Here is a 24048-nt window from a genome sequence, read left to right as displayed (position 1 = left end):
GGATCGGCAAGTGCACAAAAAACGAAGCAAATGTCGCGCGTAGGTGACGGGGGAACAGCCCACGCGACGGAGGGTCGGGAGGTGATGCCTTTAATTGCCATTCTCCGGCCTTTTTCGCCTTCTCCGCGCGTTTTCTCACTTCTGGATATGTGCGGGGTAAAATGCAGATTGCGCCTGCCAGAATGGCGCTCATGCGCTCTGAGTGAGCGGGGGTTAAAGGTTGTGCAGAGTGGTGCTCAGGTGGTGGCCGGTCATACGTGAATTGAAAATAACTGAAGGAGAACCGCCGCAGGATGTGCGGCGGGTGGGTCGGGTCACTCGTCTTTGAGTAGAGCGTAGGGATTAAAGCGGATCACTTCCTGACCGAGCCAGTCATTGACGCCCTTCATTGCTTCCATCACGGGCAACATTTCGTTGATGGCGAAGACACGCGCGGCCTTCTCAACATCACCGAGCGATCCGTTGCCTTCCGGCATTGCGCCCATCAGTTGCGGCGGGATGCGGTGCGCGTCGCGCAAATCGTTGCGCGTTGCTGATTTGATGTTAAGAAACTCATCCTTTGCCGATATCTGGCTGAACGGCAACAGTTGCACGCCGTCTTTGCCGCCACCCGGCGCGTGGATCAGGACGTTTTTGAAGGAGCCTTTCCCTCTGGCCTGTGACAGCGTTTTTTGAACCACCTTTATGCTTTCCTGATCCACCTTCTCCGAACCGACATAGAGAATACATCCGGCATGGGAGCCGTTGTCGTAATAGAGTTTGCGGAATTTATCGGCGGAATGTGACAGGCTGGCGGACAGAAGCGCCCCCATGTATTCCGGCATACCGTAGATTTCCTGATGAATGTCCGGGTTCATAATGTGGCAGACCTCGCCCGCCTTGAACTCATATTCATCTTTCCACTGCCGGATAAACCAGTAGGTATCAAGATCGCTTCCCCGTCGCGTGTTCAGCGCCGGAACATGCTTAAGTTTGAGCGGCTCTCCCAGGCGATTAGAGCGACGCTCAAGATAGGCATTGCCGAAGACAAACCAGTCCAGCGCAAACGCAGAGAAGGCCTGCCGCGAGAGTAACGGATGAGGGATATAGCACCCGGTCAGCACATTGCGTTTGAAGTAAAGCGCCGACTGATGTAGCGGGGATTGCGCGAACGCACGGGTTAACCCCTTCCAGTCTATTGGCGTCTCGTAGTACCGGCCGTTATCGACGCAGCACATGCTGTCCAGCAGATCATAGCCGTCTGTTACCGAATATGGCCCGTCAAACGTGAAGGCGCTGAGCGCAGGATCGCTTCTGAGCGCGTCAGAAATATCAGGCTGTCCGGCACCGCCACTGCTGGCAGTGTGATTGTTTTTGTAGGTGCGCTTCTTCATCAGAACTCCATAGCAAACCCGCCGCTGCCACTCTCCTGGCCCAGCGGTTCGTTAATAATGGCGAGCATATTCGCCCAGGCTAAATCACCGTGGCTGACGCCGCGCGAGCGGTCAGTGTCATAGGTGATGAATCCGCCAGGCGTCTTTACCTTGCGAACAGAGTTAAAGGCGTTGATCAGGGCACGCTCACTGCGATCATATTCCCAGCGACCGGCGCGGATCAGCTGTAGCATTTTCAGCACAAGGGCGCGCTTTGACGTCATTGACATGGTGTAGGGCATTGCCATCGGGAAGAACTTCTTCACTATCTGGTAAACGGCCTCACCGTTACCGCCCGTCACGTCGATGCCGACATGCTGCACGTTGTATTTGAAGGTGAAGTTTTCGATAACTTTCGCCTGCTCTTCAAATTCAAGGCCGCGCACCTGTTCCGTTTCCACCGTGCGGAATTTACCGCCCGGCACCAGTGGCGGCACCACAACGCTAATCGCGCCGCTGTCACCGTTGCCGCTGCTGCCGTTGGCGTCATAGCCTATCCAGACCGGGCGGTTACCCATCGGCCTGGACGCAAAAGGTTTCCAGTCCGGCCATTCGTCGTAACCATCTACCCCGCAGCCAATCAGGGCGTTAAGGTTGAAGGCTGACTCGCCATCGCGCACGAACTCGCACATGTACAGGTTGCGGAATTCATCCTCACTGTTTTCATCCTGAATTTCTTCAAGGTCGGTATATTCCCAGCCGTGGTCTATCACGTCCTTCAAAGTGACAATCTGACGCCAGGTTTTATCCGGGCATAACAGCCCGCTGTTCAGCGTTTTCCAGCCCACATCAAACGCTTTGCGCTGTGCCTTCGGGCGTTTCTCATTCCAGCGATCGCCCGTCCAGAACGGGTAGGCCTCATGGGTCTCGCCTGACGGCGTGGAAAAGTAGGTACGCGTCAGCCCCTTCAGCGTTGCCATCGCGCCTGCAACCTTTCGCAGGTTGGTGAAGTTGCTGACCCAGAAGAATTCGTCAAACTTAAGGTTGCCCGTATATGACTGCGCTGTTGCAGCGGACGTGCCGAGGAAATGCAGCTCTGCGCCGTTACTCAGTACTATTTTGTCACCGCCCTTAAGCTCAACGTCCACCTCTTCCGCCATCTTCTGAATGAATCCCCTGAACTGGTGAGCCTGGCGGCGGGATGCAGACAGAAATATCTGGTTGCGCTGGTACGGGTATTTCACATCATCGCGCAGCGCATCCAACAACGCCTCGCGTGCAAAGTACCAGGTTGCGCCAATCTGGCGGGACTTCAGTATCATGCGGTTTCGGTGGTGGCGTTGCTCATACCACCCGCGTTGATGCCACGAAAGCGAATCAAGTATTTTCTCCCGCAGCGCGACTATCTGTTCTTCGGTGAAGTGATTTTTCAGCTTGCGCTTGCGCGTTTTTTTGCCCGTGCCGGCCCCTGCCGGTTGTCCGTCAGACAGCTTTTTCAGTTGCCGGGTCAGGAGATCAATCTCCTTGAAGTCTCCCCCGGTCTTGTCTTTCTTATCCGTAAGCTGGATGAGGCGCGCATCCATCGACTGGCTGACGCGCTGGACGGGCGGCGTTTCATCCCATTCATCGCGTTTCTTCCAGGCGTAAATTGTGTTCTGATTAATCCCCATCAGACGCGCGATCTCCGCTGGCGGGTAGCCCTGCCAGTAAAGTTGTTTTGCCCTCTGACGTACAAAAGCGTCCTGTATCATCTGCCCTCCACCGTTTATGGAGTGAAGATTACCCCGCGCGCGATCCCGCTATCGCCCCCTTTATGGTCTGGCCTTCCTCCGACAACAAAACCTCGTTGAGACAGCAAGTTACGCTCTGCCATCATGGCCGTACAGAAACCACTCAACAGGATTATCGACATGGCTAGCGCAGCTAAACCAGCCCGTAAGAAATTCCGCGTTGCCGTCTCCGGTGCCACCGTTGACGGGCGTGAAATTCGCCCTGAGCACCTTCGTGATGCAGCAGCAAACTACAGCCCGGACGTGTACGGCGCACGCGTCAACGTGGAGCACTATCTTTCGCCTTTCCCCGGCAGTGATTTCGGCGCGATGGGGGATGTGACGGCGCTGAGTGCTGAAGATATTAGCGAAGGTCCGCTCGCCGGACGCACCGCGCTTTACGCCGAGATTGAACCTTCTGAGCGCATGAAGAAGCTGACGGAGGAAGGTAAGAAAATTTACTCCAGCATAGAACTGCACCCGCAGTTTGCGCTTAACGGCAAGGCGTATGTGATGGGGCTGGCGATGACCGATACCCCGGCAAGCCTCGGCACCGAGCGTCTGAAGTTTGCCGCGCAGCAGCGTCAGCAGGTTATGTCCTTCAACAATCAGCAGGGTGAAGCCCCGCTGTTCACCGATGCCATTGAGGCAGAAATCATCGAACTGGCTGAGCAGCGCAGCGATGAGGGTAAACAGTGGTTCGCGCGCGTCATGGGGATTATCGGCAAAGGCCGTAAATCTGATGGTGAGCAATTCAGCCAGGTGCGTGACGCCGTGGAGAACGTCGCCCAGTCCCATGCCGATCTGCTGGACAGCTTCAACGACCTGAGCCGCGCCCGCGAGCAGGACAGCCAGGCCATTCAGAAGCTGACCTCCGACCTTGCCGCGCTGACCAGCAAGCTGGGCAGCACAGACGCCAATTTCAGCCAGCGGGAACCCGCGAGCGGTGGCGCTAACGCGCAACTGGCTGATTACTGATATTCACAAAGAGAGCAGAGAACATGGATAACAATACCCGCCAGCTATTTGATCAGTACATCGCCCGGCAGGCACAGCTCAACGGCGTATCAACCGCCGCTGTCGCTGCAAAATTTGCCGTAGATCCGACGCGTCAGCAGCGCCTTGAACAGGCCGCACAGCAGGATGATTCTTTCCTGAGCAAAATTAACGTGTTTGGCGTAAACCAGCAGATCGGTCAGAAAGTCCTGATCGGCAGCAAAGGCCCGATGGCTGGCGTAAACAACAGTGTTACCAGTCGTCGCAACCCTGGCTCAAATCATTCAATGGAGCCGTTCGACTACATGTGCCGCAAGGTCAACTATGACTACGGCATCAGTTATGAACAGCTTGATGCGTGGGCCCACATGCCGGAGTTCCAGCCGCTGATCAGTAAGGCTATGGCCCGCCAGATGTCGCTTGACCGCATCATGATTGGCTTTAACGGCGTGAAGTACAGCGACCCGTCTGACCGTGCCGCTAACCCGCTGTTGCAGGACTGTGGCATTGGCTGGCTGGAAAAAATCCGCCAGGAAGCGCCGCACCGCGTCATTTCCAATGTAACGATCACCTCGCGCGATGAAGATAACAAGATTGTCGCAAAAGGCACCTACGGCAACATTGGCGCTGCGGTGTACGACGCCAAAAACAGCCTGATGGATGAATGGCACAAACGTAACCCGGATAACGTGGTGATTCTGGCGGGCGACCTGCTGACGAGCAGCAATTTCTCGGCCATCAACGCCTTAAGCCAGACCAACCCGAATACCGAAATGCTGGCCGGTCAGCTTATTGTCGCGCAGGAGCGCGTAGGCAATATGCCGACCTTTATCGCGCCTTACTTCCCGGTAAATGGCGTGCTGATCACGCCGTTCAAAAACCTGTCGGTGTACTACCAGCGTGGCGGTCTGCGCCGGACGATCAAAGAAGAGCCGGAATACAACCGTGTCGCAACGTATCAGTCGTCAAACGATGACTTCGTCATTGAAGACTACGGCAATGTTGCGTTCATTGACGGCATTCAGTTCGCCCAGGCCGAACCGGCAGGCGAGTGACAGAAGCGGCGGGGCATTGCCCCGCCATGACGGGGAGAAGTGACGATGTTAACACCGGCACAACGACATTTTCAGAAGGTCATGGCAGAACGCCGGGGCCAGGCGGATGAAGAATCCGATATCCAGCGCACCGCGCATGAGCAAATTCTGCATCGCCTGCGTATGGACTTGTCCCGCCTCAGCGGCGTGCAGTCCGAAGAAACCAAAGCCGAAATGAAGAAATCCATGCTGCCTGAATACGAGGGATGGATTGAAGGCACGCTCGACGGCGACAGTGGGCGGCAGGATGAAGTCATTACCAGGCTGATGGTCTGGGCGATTGACTGTCGTGACTATGCGCTTGCGTTGAGGCTGGGGCGCTACGTGGTACGCCACGGGCTGACGCTGCCGGATAACTTCAACCGCACGGCAGCGACCTTCCTGACTGAAGAAATGAGCAAGCCACTGTTGACGCTCGCGGCTGCTGATGCCGACGCTGATTTGTCGTCCGGTATCGCAGTGCTTGACGAAGTGGCGGGAATTGTCGCCGACAGTGATATGCCGGATGTGGTGCGCGCCAAGTTGTGCAAGGCCCGTGGACTTGCCCGCCGTGGCGCGACTGATATCACGGCCAAAGCGGAAGCGCTGGCGCTGTTCCGTGAGGCGCTGACGCGCAACCCCAACGCCGGGGTGAAAAAAGAGATCGCAACGCTTGCCCGTGAAGTTAAGAAGCTGTCTGCGGATAGCGGCACGGGTGAAGGTGACTCGGCCAGCACCGACAAAACTGACGGTACTGCTGATCCCGTCCCTGAAAAAAGCGCCACCGCCAGCGCAGCAGGTAAAGCGACGACGCGTAAAACCACGACTAAGACGGCAACAGGCAAAGCGACAAAACGCAAGCCTGCCAGCCAGAAAAAGAATTAACGACTTCGGCCCCGTCCGACAGGCGGCGCGGGTGGATATCTGCCCGTATACGGTCTTTTAACCACCCGCCCACCGCCTGATTTATGGGAGATAAGCGCATGAGCAGCCTTGTGGCAAATAAGCGCGTTTTGCCTGCCGACAGCGATACGCCCGATGTTGATGATGGTGATACCACCGTCAGTGCCGGGGACTTCTGGCCGGTGATTAAACTGGCCGATCTCCGTCTGGCCGCGCGCATCACTGGCGGCATCACCACGTCCAGGCTGATGCACGTCACCACGGAAGCGGTAGCCCATGTCACCGCGCAGTTGCTTGACTGGCGTGCCGGTCAGGTCAAAGCAGGTTTTCACACGCTGGAAGATGTGCCTTCAGTCCTGCCGTCAGGTGATACGGAAAAGCTGGTTATCAACGGTGAAAACGTGAAGGTGTACCGCTTCCGCCGCGCAGTCTATTCGATTGCCAGGGCACTGGTACTTGAAGGCTATCGCGACGTTGATACCACGGCGAAAGGCGACAAAGACGCCGCCGCACTTGACCTGCAACGGGATGATCTCTGGCGGGATGCCCGCTGGAGTATCGCTGACATTCGCGACACCCCGCGACTCTATGCGGAGCTTTGCTGATGAAAGTGAAGGCATTGCAGGGGGATACGGTGGATTTGCTTTGCTGGCGTCACTACGGCAACACGCAGGGCGTGACCGAAAAAGTGTTATCTGCCAATCCCGGACTGAGCCAGCAGGTTTTTCTTGATGCCGGTCAGGAGATTGAACTGCCGGAAATCGCGCACAAAGCGACACAGGAGATGGTGCAGCTATGGGATTAAGTTTCTTTCAGCGCCTGAATGACTGGCTGACATTCACGATGTCAGCGATGGTCACGAGTATCGGCGTCATGACACTGAGCGAAAAGATTGCGCTGGCCGGTCTTCTTGTCGGGATGGTTTTTGGTGCACGTGGATGGCTCTATCGCGCCCGCATCGAACGTGGGCAGAAGCGTCGAAACGAATTGATTAACCAGATCCTTGAGCAGGCAGAACACAGGCAAATGAGTGAGTCAGAGCGCCGGGCGCTTGACCTTCTGCAACAGAATGAGCCGGAAGATGAAACAGCTTATTAAAAAATGCTCCATTGCGGCCATTGTTGCGCTGGGTATCACGCTGAGTACGGGCGCGTTGCGCACCACGCCTGAAGGCCAGCAGAAGATTGCTGGTTGGGAAGACTGCCGGAATACGCCCTACTACTGCACGGCTGGCGTGCTCACGGTCGGAATTGGTTCGACGGGGCGCGTTGAGAAGCGGGAGTACAGTGACAGCGAGATCGCCGGTCGATGGATTAACGATATGCGGCACGCTGAAAACTGTATTAACCAGAATTTTGAAGGCGGGCATATGCCACAGTCCGCCTTTGAGGCCATGACGGATGCCAGTCTTAATGTGGGGTGTACTGGCCTGATGTGGTTCACGGACAGCCAGAAGCGAAAGCAGCGCACGACCATCTGGAAGAAGGCGCAGGCGCATGAATGGCAGGCGATGTGTAACCGGCTGACGGACTTTGTGAACAGCGGCGGTAAACGCAGCCAGGGGCTGGTTAACCGGAGAACGGATTTTAAGGCGTGGTGCCTGCGTGACGTGGAGGCTGTTAAGTGAAGATTACAGCCATTTTATGTGCGCTACTGGTGCTGACCTCTGGTGGCCTGCTCTGGCAGACACATCAACGCGGTAAAGACTCCGTCCGCAATGAAGCACTTTCCCGCGAGGTGAAGAGTAATGGTGAGGTGCTGGATGAGCTGCGGGCGCTGACTGCTGACGCCCGCGAAGTCCTTGCACAGTTGCGGGCAACCGAACAGCAAAGAAACGCCGAGGGAGATAAGCGACGTGAAAACATGCGCGATGCCATCAAAGACGATACGTGTGCCAGTACTGTTGTGCCTGCTTCTGTCAGTAACAGCCTGCAACACCGTACCGCCGCAGCCGCAAATGAAAATCGTGCACGAACCGGTGCCGGAAAGCCTGACGGCAGCAACGCCAGCGCCGGAACTGACCGCCCTGGTAACGTGGGGCGCAATAGCTATCTGGAGTGATCGCCTGCGCGATGCGCTGGATACCTGCAACGCCGATAAGGCGGCGATAGCCGATCTCGATCTGCGCCGCCTGAAAAGACTGACTGACCACGCGAGGGCTACACCATGACATTATTCGACTACCTGAGCGCTCACCCTTACTGGACGCTTATTTATCTGCTGATCATTGCGGGCGCGATTGAACGTTTCGGGCGTTAAGAAGGTATCACCATGCTGAAAGCTGACTCACTGCGCGAGACCCTGACCCGCGCTAACAAATGGTGCAGGGCCAATCCTGAAGCCTTCACCGTTTTTGTGGAAGAAGGGAATATCGAGACGACCGGCGAAACGCCATCGTTTATGTACCGCTATACCCTGGTGCTGTTTGTAATGAACTTTGCCGGTGATATTGATGATTTCACGCTGCCGTTAATGGCATGGCTCTGGCACAACCAGCCCGATCTGCTGCTGAACCCGGAGAAGAACCGGAACGTTAAATTTACGACCCTTATCAACAACGACGATACCGCCGACATTCTTTTTGAAATGCCGCTGCACGAGCGCGTAAAGGTCACTCTGGACGCAAAAGGCATCCCCAGGGCGGAGCATTTACCGGAACCTAAACCGCGCATACCGTCAGCGGACGGCGACTGGAGCACCATCTTTGAAGATGTAACGTGGGAGGCTGACGCGCATGAGTAACGATCTCTTCCGTGAGCTGGATCAGGTATTCAACGACATACTCGCGGGCACCTCTCAGGCCGGACGTGTTCGCACCGCCCGCGCGGTTGGCCAGGCACTGCGAAAGAGCCAGCAGCAGCGCATCAAAGCACAGCAAAACCCCGAAGGTTCGCCGTATCCTGCCCGACGCCGCAGGGTGCTGCGTTCTCAGCAGGGTATTGTGTTTGTCTGGCAGGGTGAGATCCGCCGCCTGAAAAACTGGCATGGAGGCCGGGGGAAATACGGGCGCACCATTACCGGCTTTGACGAAGAGCGCAACGATATTCGCACGTTTTACCGCAGCGATATTGAGCGTTACATCGAGATCAATACGCGCTCAGTGCGCCGCAGCACTGCGAAGAAGGTGCCGATGTTTCAGCGGTTGCGCAGTTATCGCTTTCTCAAAATGCGCGCTGATGCTGGCGGCACTTCCGTGGGTTATGACGGCGTAGCCGCGCGCATTGCGCGTGTGCACCAGTACGGCCTGCGCGATCAGGTCGGGCCCGGTGCTTTTGCTAAATATCCGGTGCGTGAGCTGCTGGGCTTTACCGCTGGCGATGAGCGGATGATTACGGAACAGATGGTTAACAGCCTGGGGAGTGCCGCACGATGAGCGCTGAACTGATCCGCCTGCTGGAAAATATCCTACGTGTCGGCGTCGTTATTGCCGTTGATGAAGAGAGCTGGCGCGTGCGCGTGCAAAGCGGCGAACTTCAGACCGACTGGCTGCGCTGGAACACCACGCACGCCGGGGCATTCAGTATATGGGTGCCGCCTTCCGTGGGTGAACAGGTCTGGCTGGGCTGTATCGGTGGCAACCCAGAAACGGCGGTCATTATCGGCAGTCTCTACAGCAGTGACAACCCTGCGCCGGGCAGCAGTCTGAAAGAGATTGTGCTGACAGCGCCAGACGGTGCCTCTTTACGCTATGACGCGGAGGCCAGCGCGCTGGAAGCCCAAGGCATGAAAACAGCACATATCAAAGCCTCTGCCAGCGTCACGCTTGAAACGCCGTTGGTGGAATGCACCGACCATCTGAAAACGCGGACGTTCGAATTGACGGAAGGCGGCACGATGAAGGGTGATGTGACTCATTCTGACGGATCGCTTTCGTCAAACGGCAAGGTCCTGCACACGCACAAACACCCTGGCGACAGCGGCGGCACTACAGGGGCACCGCTATGACTGTTCGTTATACCGGCATGAACCCGGACGGCACGGGCCAGCTTACCGATACCGATCAGCTGTGGAATTCAGTACGCGACATACTGACCACGCCGCTGGCAAGCCGGGTGATGCGGCGGGATTACGGCAGCATGATCCCCGATCTGCTGGATGAACCGCAAAACGAAGTGACGCGCCTGCAATGTATGAGTGCGGCGGTGATCGCCCTGACGATGTGGGAGCCGCGTATTGCCCTGAACGGCATCAATATCAGTTATTCAAAGGATGGTGCTGTCACCGCTGAACTGGTCGGCATTATTACCGAAACCATGCAGACGGCAGGCAGTGCGCTGACGCTCAGGAGTGGCAGTAATGGCAACAGTTGATTTATCGCAGCTACCGCAGCCGCAAATTATCGAAGTGCTGGACTTTGAAGTCATTCTCAGCGAGGTCAAAGCCGTCATGCTGGCGGCATTCCCCAAGGAACAGCAGGCATCCGTTGCCGCCGCGCTGGAGCTGGAATCCGAACCGCTGAACGTGATCGCCCAGGTGGTTGCCTACCGTGAAATGATGCTCAGGCAGCGGATTAATGACGGCGCGGCAGCGTGCATGTTGAGTCATGCCGTATCGTCCGATCTTGATAATCTCGCGGGCAACCTGAATACCGAACGTCTGATCATCACCCCGGAGACGGCAACCACTGACGCAGTAACGGAAAGCGATACCGCACTGCGTTTGCGCGCACAGGCTGCGTTTGAAGGGCTGAGCGTGGCGGGGCCAACCGGCGCATATGAATATTTTGCCAAAAGTGCCAGCGGCAAAGTGGCGGACGCTAAAGCGATCAGCCCGTCGCCCGCCGTGGTGGTGGTCTCTGTACTGTCTACCGAAGGTGACGGCACCGCCAGCGCGGAACTGCTGGCGACGGTGGATAAGGCGCTGTCTGCTGATGATAAGCGCCCCGTTGCCGATCGTCTGACCGTTCAGGCGGCAGAGATCGTGAATTATCAGATCAATGCGCTGCTGTATTTCTACCCCGGCCCTGAGTCTGAACCTATCCATATCGCCGCGCAGGACGCGCTTCAGTCCTGGCTGAATCAACAGGGCAAGATTGGGCGTGACGTTGCCCGCTCAGCTATTATGGCGGCGCTGCATGTTCAGGGCGTGCAGAGGGTGGAACTGCTGGAGCCTGCCAGCGATATTGTGATCGCCGATACGCAGGCGGCGCGGTGTGAGTCATTCACGATTGAGGCCGGGGGCACCGATGAATAACAACATGCTGCCGCCTTCGGCCAGCGGCTTTATGCGCAGCACGGAGACGGTGACGGAACGGCTTACCGATATTCCTGTTGATCTGCGTAAGCTGTGGAATCCGGACGAATGCCCCGCTGATCTTCTGCCTTATCTCGCCTGGGCGCTGTCTGTTGACCGCTGGGATAAGAACTGGTCAGAACAGACTAAACGGCAGGTAATTAAAGCCTCCTGGCTGGTTCACCGTCAGAAGGGCACTATTTCCGCTTTGCGCCGCGTCGTTGAACCTTTCGGCTTTCTGCTGCGCGTGATCGAGTGGTGGCAGAGCGGCGAAGAACCGGGAACCTTCAGGCTTGAAATCGGTATTCAGGAACAGGGGATTACGGAGGAAACCTATCTTGAGCTTGAGCGCCTTATTGACGATGCCAAGCCGAGAAGTCGTCACCTGACTGGCCTGTCCCTTTCGCTTCAGTCGCAGGGGTATATCGAAGTCGGGGCGGGATGTTATATCGGCGATACGCTGACCGTTTACCCCTATTTTCCTGAAACCATATCCGTGGGCGGTGGCGACTACACCGGCGCGGCAGTCCATTTAATTGATACCGTGGAGATCGCAAGTGGCGACTAAATATTTTGCCCTGTTAACCAATATCGGGGCGGCAAAACTGGCAAACGCCACGGCATTGGGTGCGCAGGTTGAGATCACCCAGATGGCCGTAGGCGATGGTAACGGCGCGCTGCCGACACCGAACCCGGCACAGACCGCGCTGACGCATGAGCTGCGCCGTGCGCAACTGAATATGCTGACTATTGACCCGGTTAACACCAATCAGATCATTGCGGAACAGGTCATACCGGAAGATGTGGGCGGATGGTGGATCCGTGAGATCGGCCTGTTTGATAAAGACGGCGATATGATTGCGGTTGCCAACTGTGCAGAGACTTATAAACCACAGTTGCAGGAAGGCAGCGGGCGCGTGCAGGTGATTCGCGTGATCCTGATTGTCAGCAGCACCGAAGCTATAACGCTGAAAATCGATCCGTCCGTGGTACTGGCAACCCGTAAATATGTTGATGATGCCGTTATTGAGGTTAAGGCTTATGTAGATCAGAAATTGGCCGCGCATGTAGCTGCCAGTGATCCCCATACGCAGTATTTGCTTGAGACGGATATTGATACATATATCCCAGTTGGATTCCCACTTCCGTGGCCGCAGGCGACGCCTCCGAGCGGCTGGCTTAAATGTAATGGTGCAACGTTTGATACCGCCAAATATCCGAAACTGGCGAAAGTCTATTCCACCGGGAAATTGCCGGATCTGCGAGGTGAGTTTGTTCGTGGCTGGGATGATGGGCGCGGCACTGACAGCGGGCGCATTTTATTGACGGCTCAGAACGATGCTATTCGCAATATCACGGGAGAGCAGTCGCTTGATGTTCCCTATAACGGTAAGTCAACAGGAGCATTCTATAATAATGGCAAAAATGCCAATGAGGGAATTTATGAGGATGGCTCTTTCATATTAGATGCACCGAGTGTTGGCGGAACAGGTGGCTTGAATCCTTCTCAGGGTGAAAAAATATTTTTTGATGCCTCTCGCATTGTTCCTGTGGCGTCTGAAAACAGGCCGCGCAACGTTGCATTTAACTACATCGTGAGGGCTGCATAATGTCAGAGGCAAAATTAAACAGCAATTTTATTGCGATAGTGGCCGGTGATATTACCGTGTTTAATTACGATGGCGAAACGCGCGAGTATCTTTCCTCATCCGTTGAATACCTGGCCGTTGGGGTTGGAATTCCCGCTAACTCATGCACTGATGCGCCGGGTGAAAGTAAAGAAGATTTCACTATTTGCCGGTCAGCGGATTTTACCGCCTGGGAATACGTAGCTGATCACCGTGGAGAAACGGTATATAGCACTGAAACAGGTGAAGCGGTGATTATTTCCGCCCCCGGTGATTACCCAAATGACACCACTACGCTTGCACCGCCAACGCCTTACGACACATGGAACGGCAGCGAGTGGGTGACGGATACGAAAGCGCAGCACGCAGCGGATGTGGAAGCGGCGGAGCAACAGAAGGCTGCGTTACTTGCAGAGGCACAAACAACGATCAGCCTATGGCAGACCGAACTACAGTTAGGCATTATCAGCGATGAAGACAAAGCCAGCTTGATAGCATGGATGAAATACATCAAAGCTGTGCAGGTTGTTGATACGTCGAAAGCGCCAGACATTACCTGGCCGGATAAGCCAGAATAAGTCTGCATTCCGGCACGCACTGCCAGTTTTAACTGTGCTGGCCATGTGTATCGAGTATGATCATTTTTAACGGTGCTGCAGCACGGTCAGTTATGGCGGTGTGTTACGGAAGATGAAGCGGGCAAATGCCCGCTTTAGTTTTATATGGATACCGTCAGAACAGGCCAGACAGCGTACTGCTGGCGGAGTTGTAGGCGGACGTGGCTTTATCCTTCAAACCTGAAAGCAGGTCGCCAATGGACGACGCTTGCAGGCGTTCGCGTAGGTCTTCATCACAACGCTGAAAGCTGATTGAAAACTCAATTTTTTTCGCCTTCCCGTAGCGGTCAAATTCCGTATGCGTGGCCTGTAGCCCGGTCAGCACATACATACCGTAAATCTGCCCCGCACCGCTGATTAAAGGCCAGGGACGCCCGGTGTATGCCTGTGTTGCCAGAACGGTAAGAGATACGTCGCCGCCCGTAATTTCAGGGTAAAGCACCCCGTCAAGGTTGATCTGCGTCTCCCCCGCGCCGATGTACTGCCATTTTGCCGATCGGTTGATGCGATCATTCTTCACATGGCGCCAGTTCAGCGAGTGGCGAAGTTGCTGGTAAGGCAGCGTCTTCAGTTCAAAAACGAACATCCCGTATATCATCATCATAATGTTGCTTCCCCTTAATCTCTGTCTTTGAAGCTGCCGCGATTGAGCCGCGCAAGGCGGGCCATTTCGGCATTCACTGCGTCGGCGGCAATCCGGCCAATTTCGCGCGCGTCCTGCCGGTCAACGCCGTGAAGATGTACGTGGATTTCTCCCGTAAAGCCACCAGTGGCAACCGGTATATTGCTGGAGCTGCGGCTGACTGGCAGAAGTTCAGCCTGTTTAACGGGAAGCGATGCCGCTACCACTGCGGGGCGTGCGCTTAACCCGTTGTTCCTGACTGTGCTGGCCAGCTGCGATTCCTTCCATTCCCCACGAACGGCCAGCGCACGAGGCAGGTTTTTAAACACGATATCGCCGGGGCCGATCTTCTTCGTGTTGTCGGCTGTCGTTTTGGTGTTGCTGTCGATACTCTGCAACCTGCGCATAGTGCCGTTATCGCCGGTTAGCGGTGATGTGGGTTGCGGTGCGCCAGGCGGAACGTTATTCACCTCAACTTTTTTCGGTGCAACCTTCGCGATATCTCCCTGAAGAAGGGCGACTTTGTCCTGAAGAACAGCCATGCGCTGTGCGTCTTCGATCTTCTTTCTGGCTTTTTCGGCCTCATCAGGCAGAACACCGAGCTTTTCAAGGATCCAGGCTAATGTATCCAGCAGCATTTTTGCGGGAGCCAGGACAAGCTGGAGCGCACCGCCCAGGACATTGCCGAACACCTCACCGGCGCTGGCGCATTTATCCAGTGTTTCTTTGCTGGACTCCATCGGGGAAAGCAGAGATTTGAACCAGTTAAAGACCTGGCTAACAGCGCTGCTTATCGCATCAAAGATAGGGCTAAACTGCGCGAAGGTCTCACATAACGGGGCCAGTCTTTCCATGATGCCGGTAAATACACCCGCAAAAAATGCTTTAAGAGGCTCCCAATAACGCCAGATAAGAACCCCGGCAGCAACAAACGCCGCTACTATCAGGCCAATCGGACTCAACAGCAGTGACAGCGCAGTACCCAGCATAGACACAGCAGTTGTGATAATGCTCCATATGGTCGTAAAACCCGTAAGGCGAAGTGCAAGCATTCCGAGGTTTTTGGTCAGTGCGCCCAGCGCGGCACCAGGCGCAAGAAATACCCCCATAAGTGCGCCACGCATAGCGGGTATGATGGTTGAAACTCCCCGCATTTTCCCTGCTAATGAGCCGAGAACTGGCCCCCATCCGCGCACGCTTGCCATTGCCGGGCCGGAAGCCGTGCCGAGTGTTCGCAGAGCGGCAACCGTTCCGGTTATGCCTCTGCCCCCCGTCAGTAGGGTAAAACCTAGCTGAAGTTTAGCCAGCGGCCCCATCAGCAGGCCGACCGCCAGCGATGTGCCACCAATGGCGGCGGTCAGTGCCAGAACACTACCACCGACAACCAGCAGAGATTGGGTGAGCTTCGGATTTTCCTTCGCCCACTGCGTCATATTCCCCACAACGTCACTCAGTCCCTGAGTCAGGGCGCGGAGCTGATTATCGACGAGATCGTTAATCTGGATGCGGAAGCCTTCCCAGGCGCTGTCCAGATTTTTGAGATCGCCATCAAGGTTATCCGCCATTATTTTGGCGGCCTTCTGCGCCTCACCTTTGGCGTTTTTCAGTGCTTCCAGCAACTTCTGGAGTTCCCCACTCCCGGCTGACATAACCAGTGCCTGCAATGACTTTGACGCCTCTTCACCGGCGATATCTTTAAAGAAAGAGAGCTTGTCGGTATCGCCGTACTTGCTGATCTTTTTATAGAGTTCAGTGAGAACCTCTTCAGCAGGGCGCATTTTCCCCGTGGCGTCAGCAACGTCTACGCCCAGTTCCTTGAGGGCGGTTTTTGCCCTGCCGGTTGGCGCGGCAAGGCGTGAAAACGCGGCCTGTAATCCTGTACCGGCGATACTACCGCGCAGGCCTACGTTCGCCATTACGCCGATCATGGCTGTTGTCTGTTCGACGCTGACGCCAAGACTGGAAAGACCTGTCCCGGCGTACTTCATCGCCTCACCGATATTTTGCAGATCGGTGTTGGTGCGGGTGAACGCCCCCGTTAGTACGTCACTGACGCGATCCATTTCTTTGGGATCGAGACGGAACTGAGACAGAATATTTGAGCTGATATCGGCGCTTTCGCCTAAATCCATACCACCGGCCAGCGCCATATTGAGCACGCCGGGCAGTGCGGCCTGAATGGCCTGCGGAGTGAAACCGGCCATAGCGAGAAACGCCTGCCCGCTGGCGGCGTCAGTCGTGGTGAACTGCGTTTCAGCGCCCAGCTTTTTGGCCTGTTCACGAAGTGCGGAAAAGTCAACGGAGCTTTTGTCTATACGGGTCAGCGCCTGCACGCGGGACATTTCCCGGTCAAACCCAACTGCGGGGGATAAGAAGCGTCCCGCTGCGTAACCGGCAGCAGTGGCCCCGGCAACGGCCATCGTGCCACCGCCGCGAAGTTTACCCGCTGTTTGCTGCATCTGGTCATAGCGCGCCCGTGCCTGTGTGACAGCGGCAAGCTGTCGCCGTTCCCGCTCCAGCGTCTGGTTGTACTGTTCGGTTCGACGTATCGCGCTCTGAATGGTGCGATCGCTGCCGACCAGCGAAACGCCGTGGCTGCGCAGCGCCTGTGAGGCAGCACGCAGCTTAACCATTTCCTGCGTGCGTGCAGAGTTAAGGCGCTCCAGCTTTGCGGCCAGCGCTGCCATATGTGCTTTTTGCTTGTCTGTAAGCTGTGTACCTTCCCGCTGCGCCTGATTCAGCCCTTCAAGCGTCCGGCTGGCTTCGTCAATTTTGCGGGAGGTCTTTTGCACGCTGTCGCGCAGACGGTTGAACGTGCGGGACTGGCTGTCCAGATCTTTAATGCTGGATTGCGTTTTTTTGAGGGATTCTGACAAACCGCCCGCGCTCTGGCGGGCGGCATTGACCGGGCGGGTAAGTTTATCGATCGCGCTGAACGCGACGCGGATATTAAGGCTTTTCACTGTCACTGGCTCCACTTCGGACAGCCGCCCGCTCACGCCAGGCTATGACTTCGCCCAGTTCCATCGTGAAGACTTCAGAGGGCGGCCAGTTGAAAACAACCGCGATATCAGCGACCAGATCGTCGATCAGGTCGAACCGCAGGAGTGTTACTGATTCTCCGTCTCCGCCTCGTTCGATGCTCCAGACCCCGCAGGTGTCAAAAAAGGGACGAGCGCTTCTGACAGGCTGACGAAATCGCGGGTATCCATTTCATTGATTTCGGTCTGTTTGAGGCGCGGTGACGTGACGCGGGTCAGCAGTACCGCCACCGAATCCACATCCATATTCATCACGTTAACCAGCTTCAGCCCGCGTAGGGAGCCAGCCTGTTTGATCTCATCCGTGATCGTTACCTGAGTAATTTTCTCATCGCCGCGAACAACGGGTTTTACCAGCGTAATGGCGTTATCGTTTTTTTTGCTCATTGTTTAATACTCCGGGCGGCACGGCTGTACCGCCACTTATCAGATTAATCAGTTACCCATTCCCAGCGCAGATGTAATGCGGTCAGGGTAGATATTCTTGCCGTCTTTCTTGTAGATGAAGTTCAGCAGGTCAAACTCAAACATCGGCTTGTCGTCGATGGTGAGCCTGTAATAGGTGTTCTTCATCGTGTAGCTGACGGAGGTGTCTTCTCCCTGCTTGCTTTCGCCGCCGTCCATTTCGGTGATGCGGCCGCGCAGTTCGACCTCAACCAGCAGGCTTTCTCCATCGGTGTAATATTCACCGGCGAAGCGGAAGCGGGTTTCGTCGATATCGCCGCAGTAATTCAGCAGTAACGACTGAACCAGACCGCCAACTACCATCGTGGTATCCAGTGCGCCACTGTCCAGACCGAGATCCACCGCAGCGGAGCCAATCATCCCGCCGCCCTGAAAGTCTTCAGTCTTGCGGGTCAGTTTTGGCAGCGTCACGGAAGAGACTTTGCCGATGCAGTTGCTGCCGTTCACAAAGCAGGTGAACAGGCGCAGTTTGTGAGGAACCGCCATTTATGCACCTCCCAGGGAAGAAAACGCCGATTCGAAATACTCGTCCGTGAAGGTCTGGTAGAGCGTCAGATCTTCCATAGGCGGAACCGGTGTGTATTTATAGCGAATGCGTACCTGACCCTGACGGAGACCGGTTGTCGGGTTATCCAGGATATCAAACCAGCATTCAGCACCAATTAGCCGCCCCTGCGTCACCAGCGAATTGAGTTTGCCGCTGATGCCGCTGACCACGTCCTTAACGTTGGCAGGGGTCAGCGGTTCGTCCACTGATTCAAATTGCGCCTCAGCGATACTGTCAGCCAGAATCTGTGCCGTTCGGGTATAAACCTCAAAGATATAATCTTTGGTGTCTGTAACGCGGTTGCCCCAGAACCGGAAACCGTTACGCTTGATGAGCGTCGTGATCTCCTTGTTGTTCAGTTCGTTCGCGTCGCTGTCTTCGGCCTGAAGCGACCAGAAAACATCCTGTGAAATACCCAGCACGTTGCTTACCGACACATTGGAAAGCGATTTGTGCCAGCCCTGATTGTTGTCAATCAGAGCGCGAAGGCCGCAGGCATAGGCCGGGGCAGGGAAGGTTTCGTTTTCTCCTGTCTGCGGGTTGTATGCGATGAAATCAGGCCAGATAAGCATTAGCTCGCGATAGGCGAAGGTCGCACGATATGCGGTGGCTTCAGCCATCGTTTTGCATCCATAGCAACTGGCGTAAACAAACGCGCGCAGGTTTTGTGCAATGACGCACAGCGCGTAGGTCACTTCTTCCGTGTCGTAGCCCGGCACAGCCAGAATGCGCGGACGATAGCCGACCTTCTGCTCGGCAGTCAGAAACGCGTACATGCCGGTATAGCTGCCGTCTTCTGCCGTGCCACCCATGATGAGCTGCGACTGCGTTTTACTGCCTTCCTCTTCCGTGGCTGCTGCCACGCGCACAACGATAACCTTCGGACTGGTCTGGTCAGCGATGGCTTTGAGTGTTTTGTACAGGGAGCCGGTTTTACCCGCCTTACCCAGCACGTTGTTAACCCGCGTCAGCAACACGGGGGTATTCAGGGGAAAGGTTTCCGCGTCGGCATCATCCGCCACGGCAACGACCCCAATGACACTAGATTCAATGTCATTGATGGCCGTCACCAGGTCGGTATTCTCCCGGACGCGTACACCGTGGAAACGTGTCTCTGACATGTTAGCCACCATTACGTTATTGAGTTCGCAGTGATAATCCCTCATGTCTGAACGCTACTCACGCTATTGCGGGTCTGGCCGGACGGCGACAACAAAAACCGATTTGGTCTCTCCCGCGCGCGTGGGATCCTTCGCCGGAAGAAGGGGGAAAGCATGGCACTTACAGACCTGACTAAATCACTTAACGACGCCGGCAGCAGTTATAACGATTCACTGACCGAGGCAGTAAAAAGTCCGGGATTCAGCATTACGATGGGTGGCAAGGTACTGACGCAGCTTGATGATCGGATCATGTCGTTGTCACTGACGGACAATCGGGGTTTTGATGCCGATCAGCTGTCAATATCCATTGATGACAGTGATGGCATGGTTGCACTGCCGCCGCGTGGTGCTGAGCTTGCCGTATCATTTGGCTGGCTGGGTGAACCGCTGATTTACAAGGGGCTGTACACGGTTGACGAGGTTTCCCACGAAGGCCCGGCAGATACCATTGGCGTTACTGCCCGCAGCGCTGATTTTCGTGAAGAATTCAACGTAAAGCGCGAAGTCTCATGGCATGACGTGACCGTTGAGCGCGTTGTGTCGGCAATAGCGCACCGATACGGACTGAAGGCGCAGATCAGTGAAATGCTCATGGATATTGAGATTGATCACGCCGACCAGACGCAGGAAAGCGATATGTCTTTCCTTACCCGCATGGCGGAAATGCTGGGTGCAATTGCCACCGTCAAGAACGGCAGTCTGCTGTTTATTCTGCCGGGTGGTGGTTTGACCGCTGACGGAAAGGCGCTACCTTCTGCCAGCATTGACCGCACCAGTGGCGACCGGCACCGCTTTCGTATTGCCGATCGGGATGCGTATACCGGCGTCAGGGCTTACTGGCTGGATCTCAATTTCGGTAAAAAGAAAAAGGTCAGCGTTAAGCGCCGCAAGTCTGTAAAGCCCAAAAAAGAGAAGAGCAGCAGCCGTGAGGGCGATTACATGGAGGGCGCAGACGGTAACGTCTATGTGCTGCGCAAAACCTACCAGAATGAAGAGGCGGCGAAACGTGCGGCGGCGGCAAAGTGGCAGCAGCTTCAGCGTGGCGCGGCAGAGTTTTCGATCACCCTGGCGAGTGGCCGCGCTGAGCTTTACCCGGAAATGCACGTGACGGTTAGCGGTTTTAAGGATGAAATAGATAATCAGGACTGGATCATTGCGCGTGCTGAGCACGTCATAGACGACAGCGGTTTTACCACCCGGCTGGAGCTGGAAGCAAAAATACCTGACTGGATAGCGGAAACTGAATAAAATGAAATGGAGTTCAACTCCCACAGGGGAGCCATCATTATGTTCAGATGTCCATTCTGCGGCGCTATGGCCCGCACCCGTACCAGCCGTAAAATAACCGATATGACAATCCGTCAATATCACCAGTGTCAGAATCTGGAATGTAGCCGGTCATTCACCACGCTTAACAGTGTGGAAAGGGAAGTAACAAAACGCGCAGGTACAGCGCCGTTACCGCCTGACTTTATCCCCCGCGATGCCTTCCCGGCGTCTCACTATGGAAAGGATCAGCTAAATCTAGCCCTCTAACGCTACGCCAAATGACGGGGCCAAGGAGATGGTCGCCCCACCCTGTGAGCGGTACGCTGGCAGGGTGTTTTCTATTAATTCAATGTCTAATCGAAAAATTAGTAAGATATTATTATAAGGATGAGCTTTTGATTTTTTTTGAAGGATCCATCATATATGTGGTTATAGTATTATCCTGATCTACTTCTACTATCCTAAATCCATGATAATCAGTTCCCCAACTTCCACCAAAGTGACCATCAAATACAAATGGGATATCATTTTTTATTAACACTTCGTCATGGTCATGGTCGTGACCATTGAATACAGCTTTAACATTTTTGTATTCTGATAGTAGAGAAAGGAGTTGATCGCATTCAACGGCAAAGTGAGTTTGCGCTACAGGATTAATATGCATAAATATAAATACATTTTCTTTTGCTTTGTGCTCTCTTAGAGCCTATCCCAATAGGGTTTTGTTCCAGACAATGACACCACAGGCAAAATGCAGCATCGCCTCATAATTCTCGACCTTCTTCTCCCAACGAGTCAGGACACGGCGGTAGCGATTCATCCAACTGTGTGTTCTCTCTACAACCCAGCGGTGAGCCTTAAAATCCGTGTATTTGATGGCCTCTGACTCATCCTTTCGTGACTGGATATGAGGTTCATAGCGACGACTTTTCAGATACGATTCCAGCCATTCCGCTTCATACCCTTTGTCCATGCACAACCGGAGCCTCTTGCCCGGTCTGCCCGTCTGGAGGGCATCGAGCGTATCCGTAACCAACTTTATGTCGTGCGTATTTGCTCCGGCAACAACCAGTGCAAGCGGTAGCCCGTTCCCGTCAGTCATCAGACTGCGCTTTACGCCCTGTTTCCCCCGGTCTGTAGGGTTCCTGCCTGTTTTTTTGAGCCTGCCAGCGGTGATTTGGTTATACAACCATCCATCGACAGCCACGACCAGTCAATAGAGTCCAACTGTTCGCAAGCAAGCAACCCATTTTGCCAGAAGCGTTCAAATACTCCAGCATCTCGCCACTCCTGAAATCGGCGATGAGCAGAGCTTGACGAGCATATACCGGTGGCATTCAGCGCATTCCATTGGCAGCCCGTCCTGAGTACGAAGAAAATGGCGTTCATTGCAGCGCGATTATCAACCCGCTTGCGGTGCGTACCCAGCGGGTGTTGAGTTTTATGCTCCGGGATGAGTGGAGCCATTTTCTCCCAGAGTCCATCACTGATCTGCCACTTGTTGCCCGCCACGCTTCGCCCTCAGAAATTATCATATTTTATTATCTGACAATTCCTTTTGGGATAGGTTCTTAGTTTGTTAGTTAGCCAAGAGAGATCGGGACAAAGATACGTGCCAGCTAAATCTGACGTAGACATGATTAAAAAGGCATTTCTATCAATCGTGAAATCAAAGTCCATAGGATAGCCCCATATATTCACCCATTCTTCTGGAGTGGCGGGGTCATGATTTCCTTTACTTACAAAATATTTCATTGAAAGCAAATCTAACTGTTTTTTTGCGGGTTGAAAGTATTTTTTATCATCATGCACAATATCGCCATTAATGACGCAAAAATCGACGTTATTGTTTTTGCTAAATTCATTAACCGCGCTAACAAAAACGCTGTAGTTTTTCTTATAATCAGTGATTTTTTCACCATAATGACCATCTGACGCGATAGCAAATCGAAGTTTTTTATCGCTGTTAGCTTTGTTAGCGCCACCAAAGAAATCGCAACCAGATAAAGCAACTCCTGCTGATAGAATTAAAAAATCACGCCTATTCATATTGTTAGCCACCTCATTAGCAAAAATTGCGGATATTGTAGCAAACATAAGCGTTTTTGTTACGTTTTCAGCCAAAAGCAATGAAGCCAAACCTATGACGTTTGGCTTCATTATGTCGAAGTGTAGTCAAGATGTAGACGAAGATTAGAATAAATCCTTTTATTCCATTGTGTTACTGGCTGGATTCCTTCACCATCCCTGTCTTCCCCCTCATGATGAGGGGGTTTTTTTTGTCCTGAATTTGTCACATCACGGCGCTTAAACATTCCGCTATACTACGCAGATCTGAAGTCAGGAGTGTTTATGAATCAATCTTATGGCCGATTGGTCAGCCGCGCGGCAATTGCGGCAACGGTGATGGCCTCACTGTTACTGGTGATTAAAATTTTTGCATGGTGGCTGACCGGCTCTGTGAGTATTCTGGCTGCGCTGGTGGACTCGCTGGTGGATATCGCCGCTTCGCTGACTAACCTGCTGGTGGTGCGCTATTCGCTGCAGCCGGCCGATGAAGAGCACACATTTGGTCACGGCAAAGCGGAATCGCTGGCAGCGCTGGCGCAAAGTATGTTTATTTCCGGTTCAGCGTTGTTCCTGTTCCTGACCGGTATTGAGCATCTGGCGCGGCCGACACCCATGAGCCAGCCTGGTATTGGCGTGATTGTGACGGTGATTGCGCTCATTAGCACCCTGATTCTGGTCACGTTTCAGCGCTGGGTGGTGCGAAGAACGCAAAGTCAGGCCGTGCGGGCAGATATGCTCCACTATCAGTCTGATGTTATGATGAACGGCGCCATTCTGATTGCGCTTGGCCTTTCCTGGTACGGCTGGCATCGTGCCGATGCGCTGTTTGCATTAGGAATTGGCATCTATATTCTATATAGCGCGTTGCGCATGGGGTATGAAGCGGTTCAGTCGCTGCTGGATCGCGCGTTGCCCGATGAGGAACGTCAGGAAATTATCGACATCGTGACCGCCTGGCCTGGCGTGAGCGGTGCTCACGATCTCCGTACGCGGCAGTCAGGGCCGACCCGCTTTATTCAAATCCATCTGGAAATGGAAGATAACCTGCCGCTGGTTCAGGCGCATTATGTTGCTGACCAGGTGGAGCAGGCGATTTTGCAGCGTTTTCCCGGTTCCGACGTGATTATTCACCAGGACCCATGCTCTGTCGTGCCACAGGGCAGCAGCATTTGAACTTTCGTAGTGGTTGTACAAAGTGTGAGCTAAATCGGCATTATTTGTATAAATAACCGCCGGTTAGCCTGACCTGAATCAATTCAGCAAGAAGCGCTTGATATACTATCTCTAGATAGCGTCGTTCT

At 54.5% G+C, this 24048-nt stretch carries 31 protein-coding genes; 20 read left to right on the top strand and 11 right to left on the bottom strand.

Annotated elements, in window-relative coordinates; translation table 11 throughout:
* Nucleotides 1-314 precede the first annotated feature (314 nt).
* Entirely contained in the window at nucleotides 315-1373 is a 1059-nt protein-coding gene (locus H7R56_RS24155) for a phage portal protein (RefSeq protein WP_071010073.1), read from the bottom strand.
* Nucleotides 1373-3103, bottom strand: a complete 1731-nt coding sequence (locus H7R56_RS24150; protein ID WP_087731401.1) for a terminase large subunit domain-containing protein — start codon at nucleotides 3101-3103, stop codon at nucleotides 1373-1375. The genes H7R56_RS24155 and H7R56_RS24150 overlap by 1 nt, the downstream gene beginning before the upstream one ends.
* 159 nt (nucleotides 3104-3262) lie before the next feature.
* Between H7R56_RS24150 and H7R56_RS24145 the strand changes: the two genes are divergently transcribed.
* From H7R56_RS24145 to H7R56_RS24065, 17 genes are all read left to right on the top strand, one after another.
* Entirely contained in the window at nucleotides 3263-4099 is an 837-nt protein-coding gene (locus H7R56_RS24145) for a GPO family capsid scaffolding protein (protein ID WP_071010077.1), read from the top strand.
* A gap of 23 nt (nucleotides 4100-4122) precedes the next feature.
* Nucleotides 4123-5172 carry a phage major capsid protein, P2 family gene (locus H7R56_RS24140; protein WP_058651655.1) on the top strand — a complete coding sequence of 350 codons (1050 nt, stop codon included), beginning with the start codon at nucleotides 4123-4125 and terminating at the stop codon, nucleotides 5170-5172.
* A 45-nt stretch (nucleotides 5173-5217) separates the two neighbouring features.
* The gene (gene gpM, locus H7R56_RS24135; protein ID WP_071198711.1) at nucleotides 5218-6075 is read left to right on the top strand and encodes a phage terminase small subunit; all 858 of its coding nucleotides are present in this window, start codon (nucleotides 5218-5220) and stop codon (nucleotides 6073-6075) included.
* 98 nt (nucleotides 6076-6173) lie between these two features.
* Entirely contained in the window at nucleotides 6174-6698 is a 525-nt protein-coding gene (locus tag H7R56_RS24130; RefSeq protein WP_063857865.1) for a head completion/stabilization protein, read from the top strand.
* Nucleotides 6698-6898 (top strand): tail protein X, encoded by a 201-nt coding sequence (locus tag H7R56_RS24125; RefSeq protein WP_071010084.1) that lies wholly within the window; start codon nucleotides 6698-6700, stop codon nucleotides 6896-6898. Before H7R56_RS24130 ends, H7R56_RS24125 begins: the two co-directional genes overlap by 1 nt.
* Nucleotides 6889-7191, top strand: a complete 303-nt coding sequence (locus tag H7R56_RS24120) for a hypothetical protein (RefSeq protein WP_045292875.1) — start codon at nucleotides 6889-6891, stop codon at nucleotides 7189-7191. The genes H7R56_RS24125 and H7R56_RS24120 overlap by 10 nt, the downstream gene beginning before the upstream one ends.
* Nucleotides 7175-7720: a lysozyme gene (locus tag H7R56_RS24115; protein ID WP_071010086.1), complete on the top strand. Its 546-nt coding sequence runs from the start codon at nucleotides 7175-7177 to the stop codon at nucleotides 7718-7720. The genes H7R56_RS24120 and H7R56_RS24115 overlap by 17 nt, the downstream gene beginning before the upstream one ends.
* Nucleotides 7717-8154 carry a DUF2570 domain-containing protein gene (locus H7R56_RS24110; protein ID WP_077271196.1) on the top strand — a complete coding sequence of 146 codons (438 nt, stop codon included), beginning with the start codon at nucleotides 7717-7719 and terminating at the stop codon, nucleotides 8152-8154. The genes H7R56_RS24115 and H7R56_RS24110 overlap by 4 nt, the downstream gene beginning before the upstream one ends.
* Nucleotides 8051-8263 carry an Rz1-like lysis system protein LysC gene (locus H7R56_RS24105; RefSeq protein ID WP_182928438.1) on the top strand — a complete coding sequence of 71 codons (213 nt, stop codon included), beginning with the start codon at nucleotides 8051-8053 and terminating at the stop codon, nucleotides 8261-8263. The genes H7R56_RS24110 and H7R56_RS24105 overlap by 104 nt, the downstream gene beginning before the upstream one ends.
* Before the next feature lie 101 nt (nucleotides 8264-8364).
* Nucleotides 8365-8835 carry a phage tail protein gene (locus H7R56_RS24100; protein ID WP_048249702.1) on the top strand — a complete coding sequence of 157 codons (471 nt, stop codon included), beginning with the start codon at nucleotides 8365-8367 and terminating at the stop codon, nucleotides 8833-8835.
* Complete coding sequence (locus H7R56_RS24095) at nucleotides 8828-9466, top strand: phage virion morphogenesis protein (RefSeq protein ID WP_071010091.1); 639 nt, start codon at nucleotides 8828-8830, stop codon at nucleotides 9464-9466. Before H7R56_RS24100 ends, H7R56_RS24095 begins: the two co-directional genes overlap by 8 nt.
* Nucleotides 9463-10038: a phage baseplate assembly protein V gene (locus H7R56_RS24090; protein WP_182928437.1), complete on the top strand. Its 576-nt coding sequence runs from the start codon at nucleotides 9463-9465 to the stop codon at nucleotides 10036-10038. The genes H7R56_RS24095 and H7R56_RS24090 overlap by 4 nt, the downstream gene beginning before the upstream one ends.
* Entirely contained in the window at nucleotides 10035-10403 is a 369-nt protein-coding gene (locus H7R56_RS24085; RefSeq protein ID WP_021312601.1) for a GPW/gp25 family protein, read from the top strand. Before H7R56_RS24090 ends, H7R56_RS24085 begins: the two co-directional genes overlap by 4 nt.
* Entirely contained in the window at nucleotides 10390-11286 is an 897-nt protein-coding gene (locus tag H7R56_RS24080) for a baseplate assembly protein (RefSeq protein ID WP_071010095.1), read from the top strand. Before H7R56_RS24085 ends, H7R56_RS24080 begins: the two co-directional genes overlap by 14 nt.
* On the top strand, nucleotides 11279-11893 hold the full coding sequence (locus H7R56_RS24075; protein ID WP_071010098.1) for a phage tail protein I: 615 nt from the start codon (nucleotides 11279-11281) through the stop codon (nucleotides 11891-11893). The genes H7R56_RS24080 and H7R56_RS24075 overlap by 8 nt, the downstream gene beginning before the upstream one ends.
* On the top strand, nucleotides 11883-12935 hold the full coding sequence (locus H7R56_RS24070) for a phage tail-collar fiber domain-containing protein (protein WP_071010100.1): 1053 nt from the start codon (nucleotides 11883-11885) through the stop codon (nucleotides 12933-12935). Before H7R56_RS24075 ends, H7R56_RS24070 begins: the two co-directional genes overlap by 11 nt.
* On the top strand, nucleotides 12935-13531 hold the full coding sequence (locus H7R56_RS24065; RefSeq protein WP_071010102.1) for a tail fiber assembly protein: 597 nt from the start codon (nucleotides 12935-12937) through the stop codon (nucleotides 13529-13531). The genes H7R56_RS24070 and H7R56_RS24065 overlap by 1 nt, the downstream gene beginning before the upstream one ends.
* A gap of 154 nt (nucleotides 13532-13685) precedes the next feature.
* On the opposite strand, the gene H7R56_RS24060 is transcribed toward H7R56_RS24065, so the two are convergent.
* Genes H7R56_RS24060 through H7R56_RS24035 form a run of 6 tightly spaced genes read right to left on the bottom strand, consistent with a single transcriptional unit; the run spans nucleotide 13686 to nucleotide 19366 of the window.
* A complete protein-coding gene (locus H7R56_RS24060) occupies nucleotides 13686-14174 on the bottom strand; it encodes a phage tail protein (protein ID WP_071010104.1) in 489 nt (162 codons plus the stop codon).
* A gap of 14 nt (nucleotides 14175-14188) precedes the next feature.
* Complete coding sequence (locus H7R56_RS24055) at nucleotides 14189-17155, bottom strand: phage tail tape measure protein (RefSeq protein ID WP_071010111.1); 2967 nt, start codon at nucleotides 17153-17155, stop codon at nucleotides 14189-14191.
* A complete protein-coding gene (locus H7R56_RS24050; protein ID WP_032424037.1) occupies nucleotides 17142-17297 on the bottom strand; it encodes a GpE family phage tail protein in 156 nt (51 codons plus the stop codon). The genes H7R56_RS24055 and H7R56_RS24050 overlap by 14 nt, the downstream gene beginning before the upstream one ends.
* A 5-nt stretch (nucleotides 17298-17302) precedes the next feature.
* Complete coding sequence (locus H7R56_RS24045; RefSeq protein ID WP_021312597.1) at nucleotides 17303-17620, bottom strand: phage tail assembly protein; 318 nt, start codon at nucleotides 17618-17620, stop codon at nucleotides 17303-17305.
* 48 nt (nucleotides 17621-17668) lie between these two features.
* Nucleotides 17669-18184: a phage major tail tube protein gene (locus H7R56_RS24040; protein WP_021312596.1), complete on the bottom strand. Its 516-nt coding sequence runs from the start codon at nucleotides 18182-18184 to the stop codon at nucleotides 17669-17671.
* A complete protein-coding gene (locus H7R56_RS24035) occupies nucleotides 18185-19366 on the bottom strand; it encodes a phage tail sheath subtilisin-like domain-containing protein (RefSeq protein WP_071010106.1) in 1182 nt (393 codons plus the stop codon).
* A gap of 252 nt (nucleotides 19367-19618) precedes the next feature.
* On the opposite strand from H7R56_RS24035, the gene H7R56_RS24030 reads away from it, so the two are divergent.
* Nucleotides 19619-20656 (top strand): contractile injection system protein, VgrG/Pvc8 family, encoded by a 1038-nt coding sequence (locus H7R56_RS24030; RefSeq protein ID WP_369718623.1) that lies wholly within the window; start codon nucleotides 19619-19621, stop codon nucleotides 20654-20656.
* A 39-nt stretch (nucleotides 20657-20695) separates the two neighbouring features.
* Complete coding sequence (locus H7R56_RS24025; RefSeq protein WP_024264602.1) at nucleotides 20696-20944, top strand: ogr/Delta-like zinc finger family protein; 249 nt, start codon at nucleotides 20696-20698, stop codon at nucleotides 20942-20944.
* A 112-nt stretch (nucleotides 20945-21056) separates the two neighbouring features.
* Here H7R56_RS24025 and H7R56_RS24020 read toward each other — a convergent pair whose 3' ends face one another.
* From H7R56_RS24020 to H7R56_RS24010, 3 genes are all read right to left on the bottom strand, one after another.
* A complete protein-coding gene (locus H7R56_RS24020; protein ID WP_182928436.1) occupies nucleotides 21057-21341 on the bottom strand; it encodes a metallophosphoesterase family protein in 285 nt (94 codons plus the stop codon).
* Nucleotides 21342-21383: 42 nt separating this feature from the next.
* Nucleotides 21384-22189 (bottom strand): IS5 family transposase gene (locus H7R56_RS24015; RefSeq protein ID WP_171763699.1). Its coding sequence is split into 2 segments (ribosomal slippage): nucleotides 21384-21836 and nucleotides 21839-22189, totalling 804 coding nucleotides; the frame shifts between segments, so codons are not numbered across the junction.
* 9 nt (nucleotides 22190-22198) lie between these two features.
* Entirely contained in the window at nucleotides 22199-22837 is a 639-nt protein-coding gene (locus tag H7R56_RS24010; protein WP_182928435.1) for a metallophosphoesterase family protein, read from the bottom strand.
* A 192-nt stretch (nucleotides 22838-23029) separates the two neighbouring features.
* Between H7R56_RS24010 and fieF the strand changes: the two genes are divergently transcribed.
* Nucleotides 23030-23920: a CDF family cation-efflux transporter FieF gene (gene fieF / locus H7R56_RS24005; RefSeq protein WP_106929344.1), complete on the top strand. Its 891-nt coding sequence runs from the start codon at nucleotides 23030-23032 to the stop codon at nucleotides 23918-23920.
* The last annotated feature ends 128 nt before the right edge of the window (nucleotides 23921-24048 follow it).

Source organism: Klebsiella sp. WP3-W18-ESBL-02, from assembly GCF_014168815.1.
GTDB classification, from domain to species: Bacteria; Pseudomonadota; Gammaproteobacteria; order Enterobacterales; family Enterobacteriaceae; genus Kluyvera; species Kluyvera ascorbata_B.
Note: the sequence above shows the minus strand (reverse complement) of the source record. Positions and strands in the feature narration are given on the sequence as shown.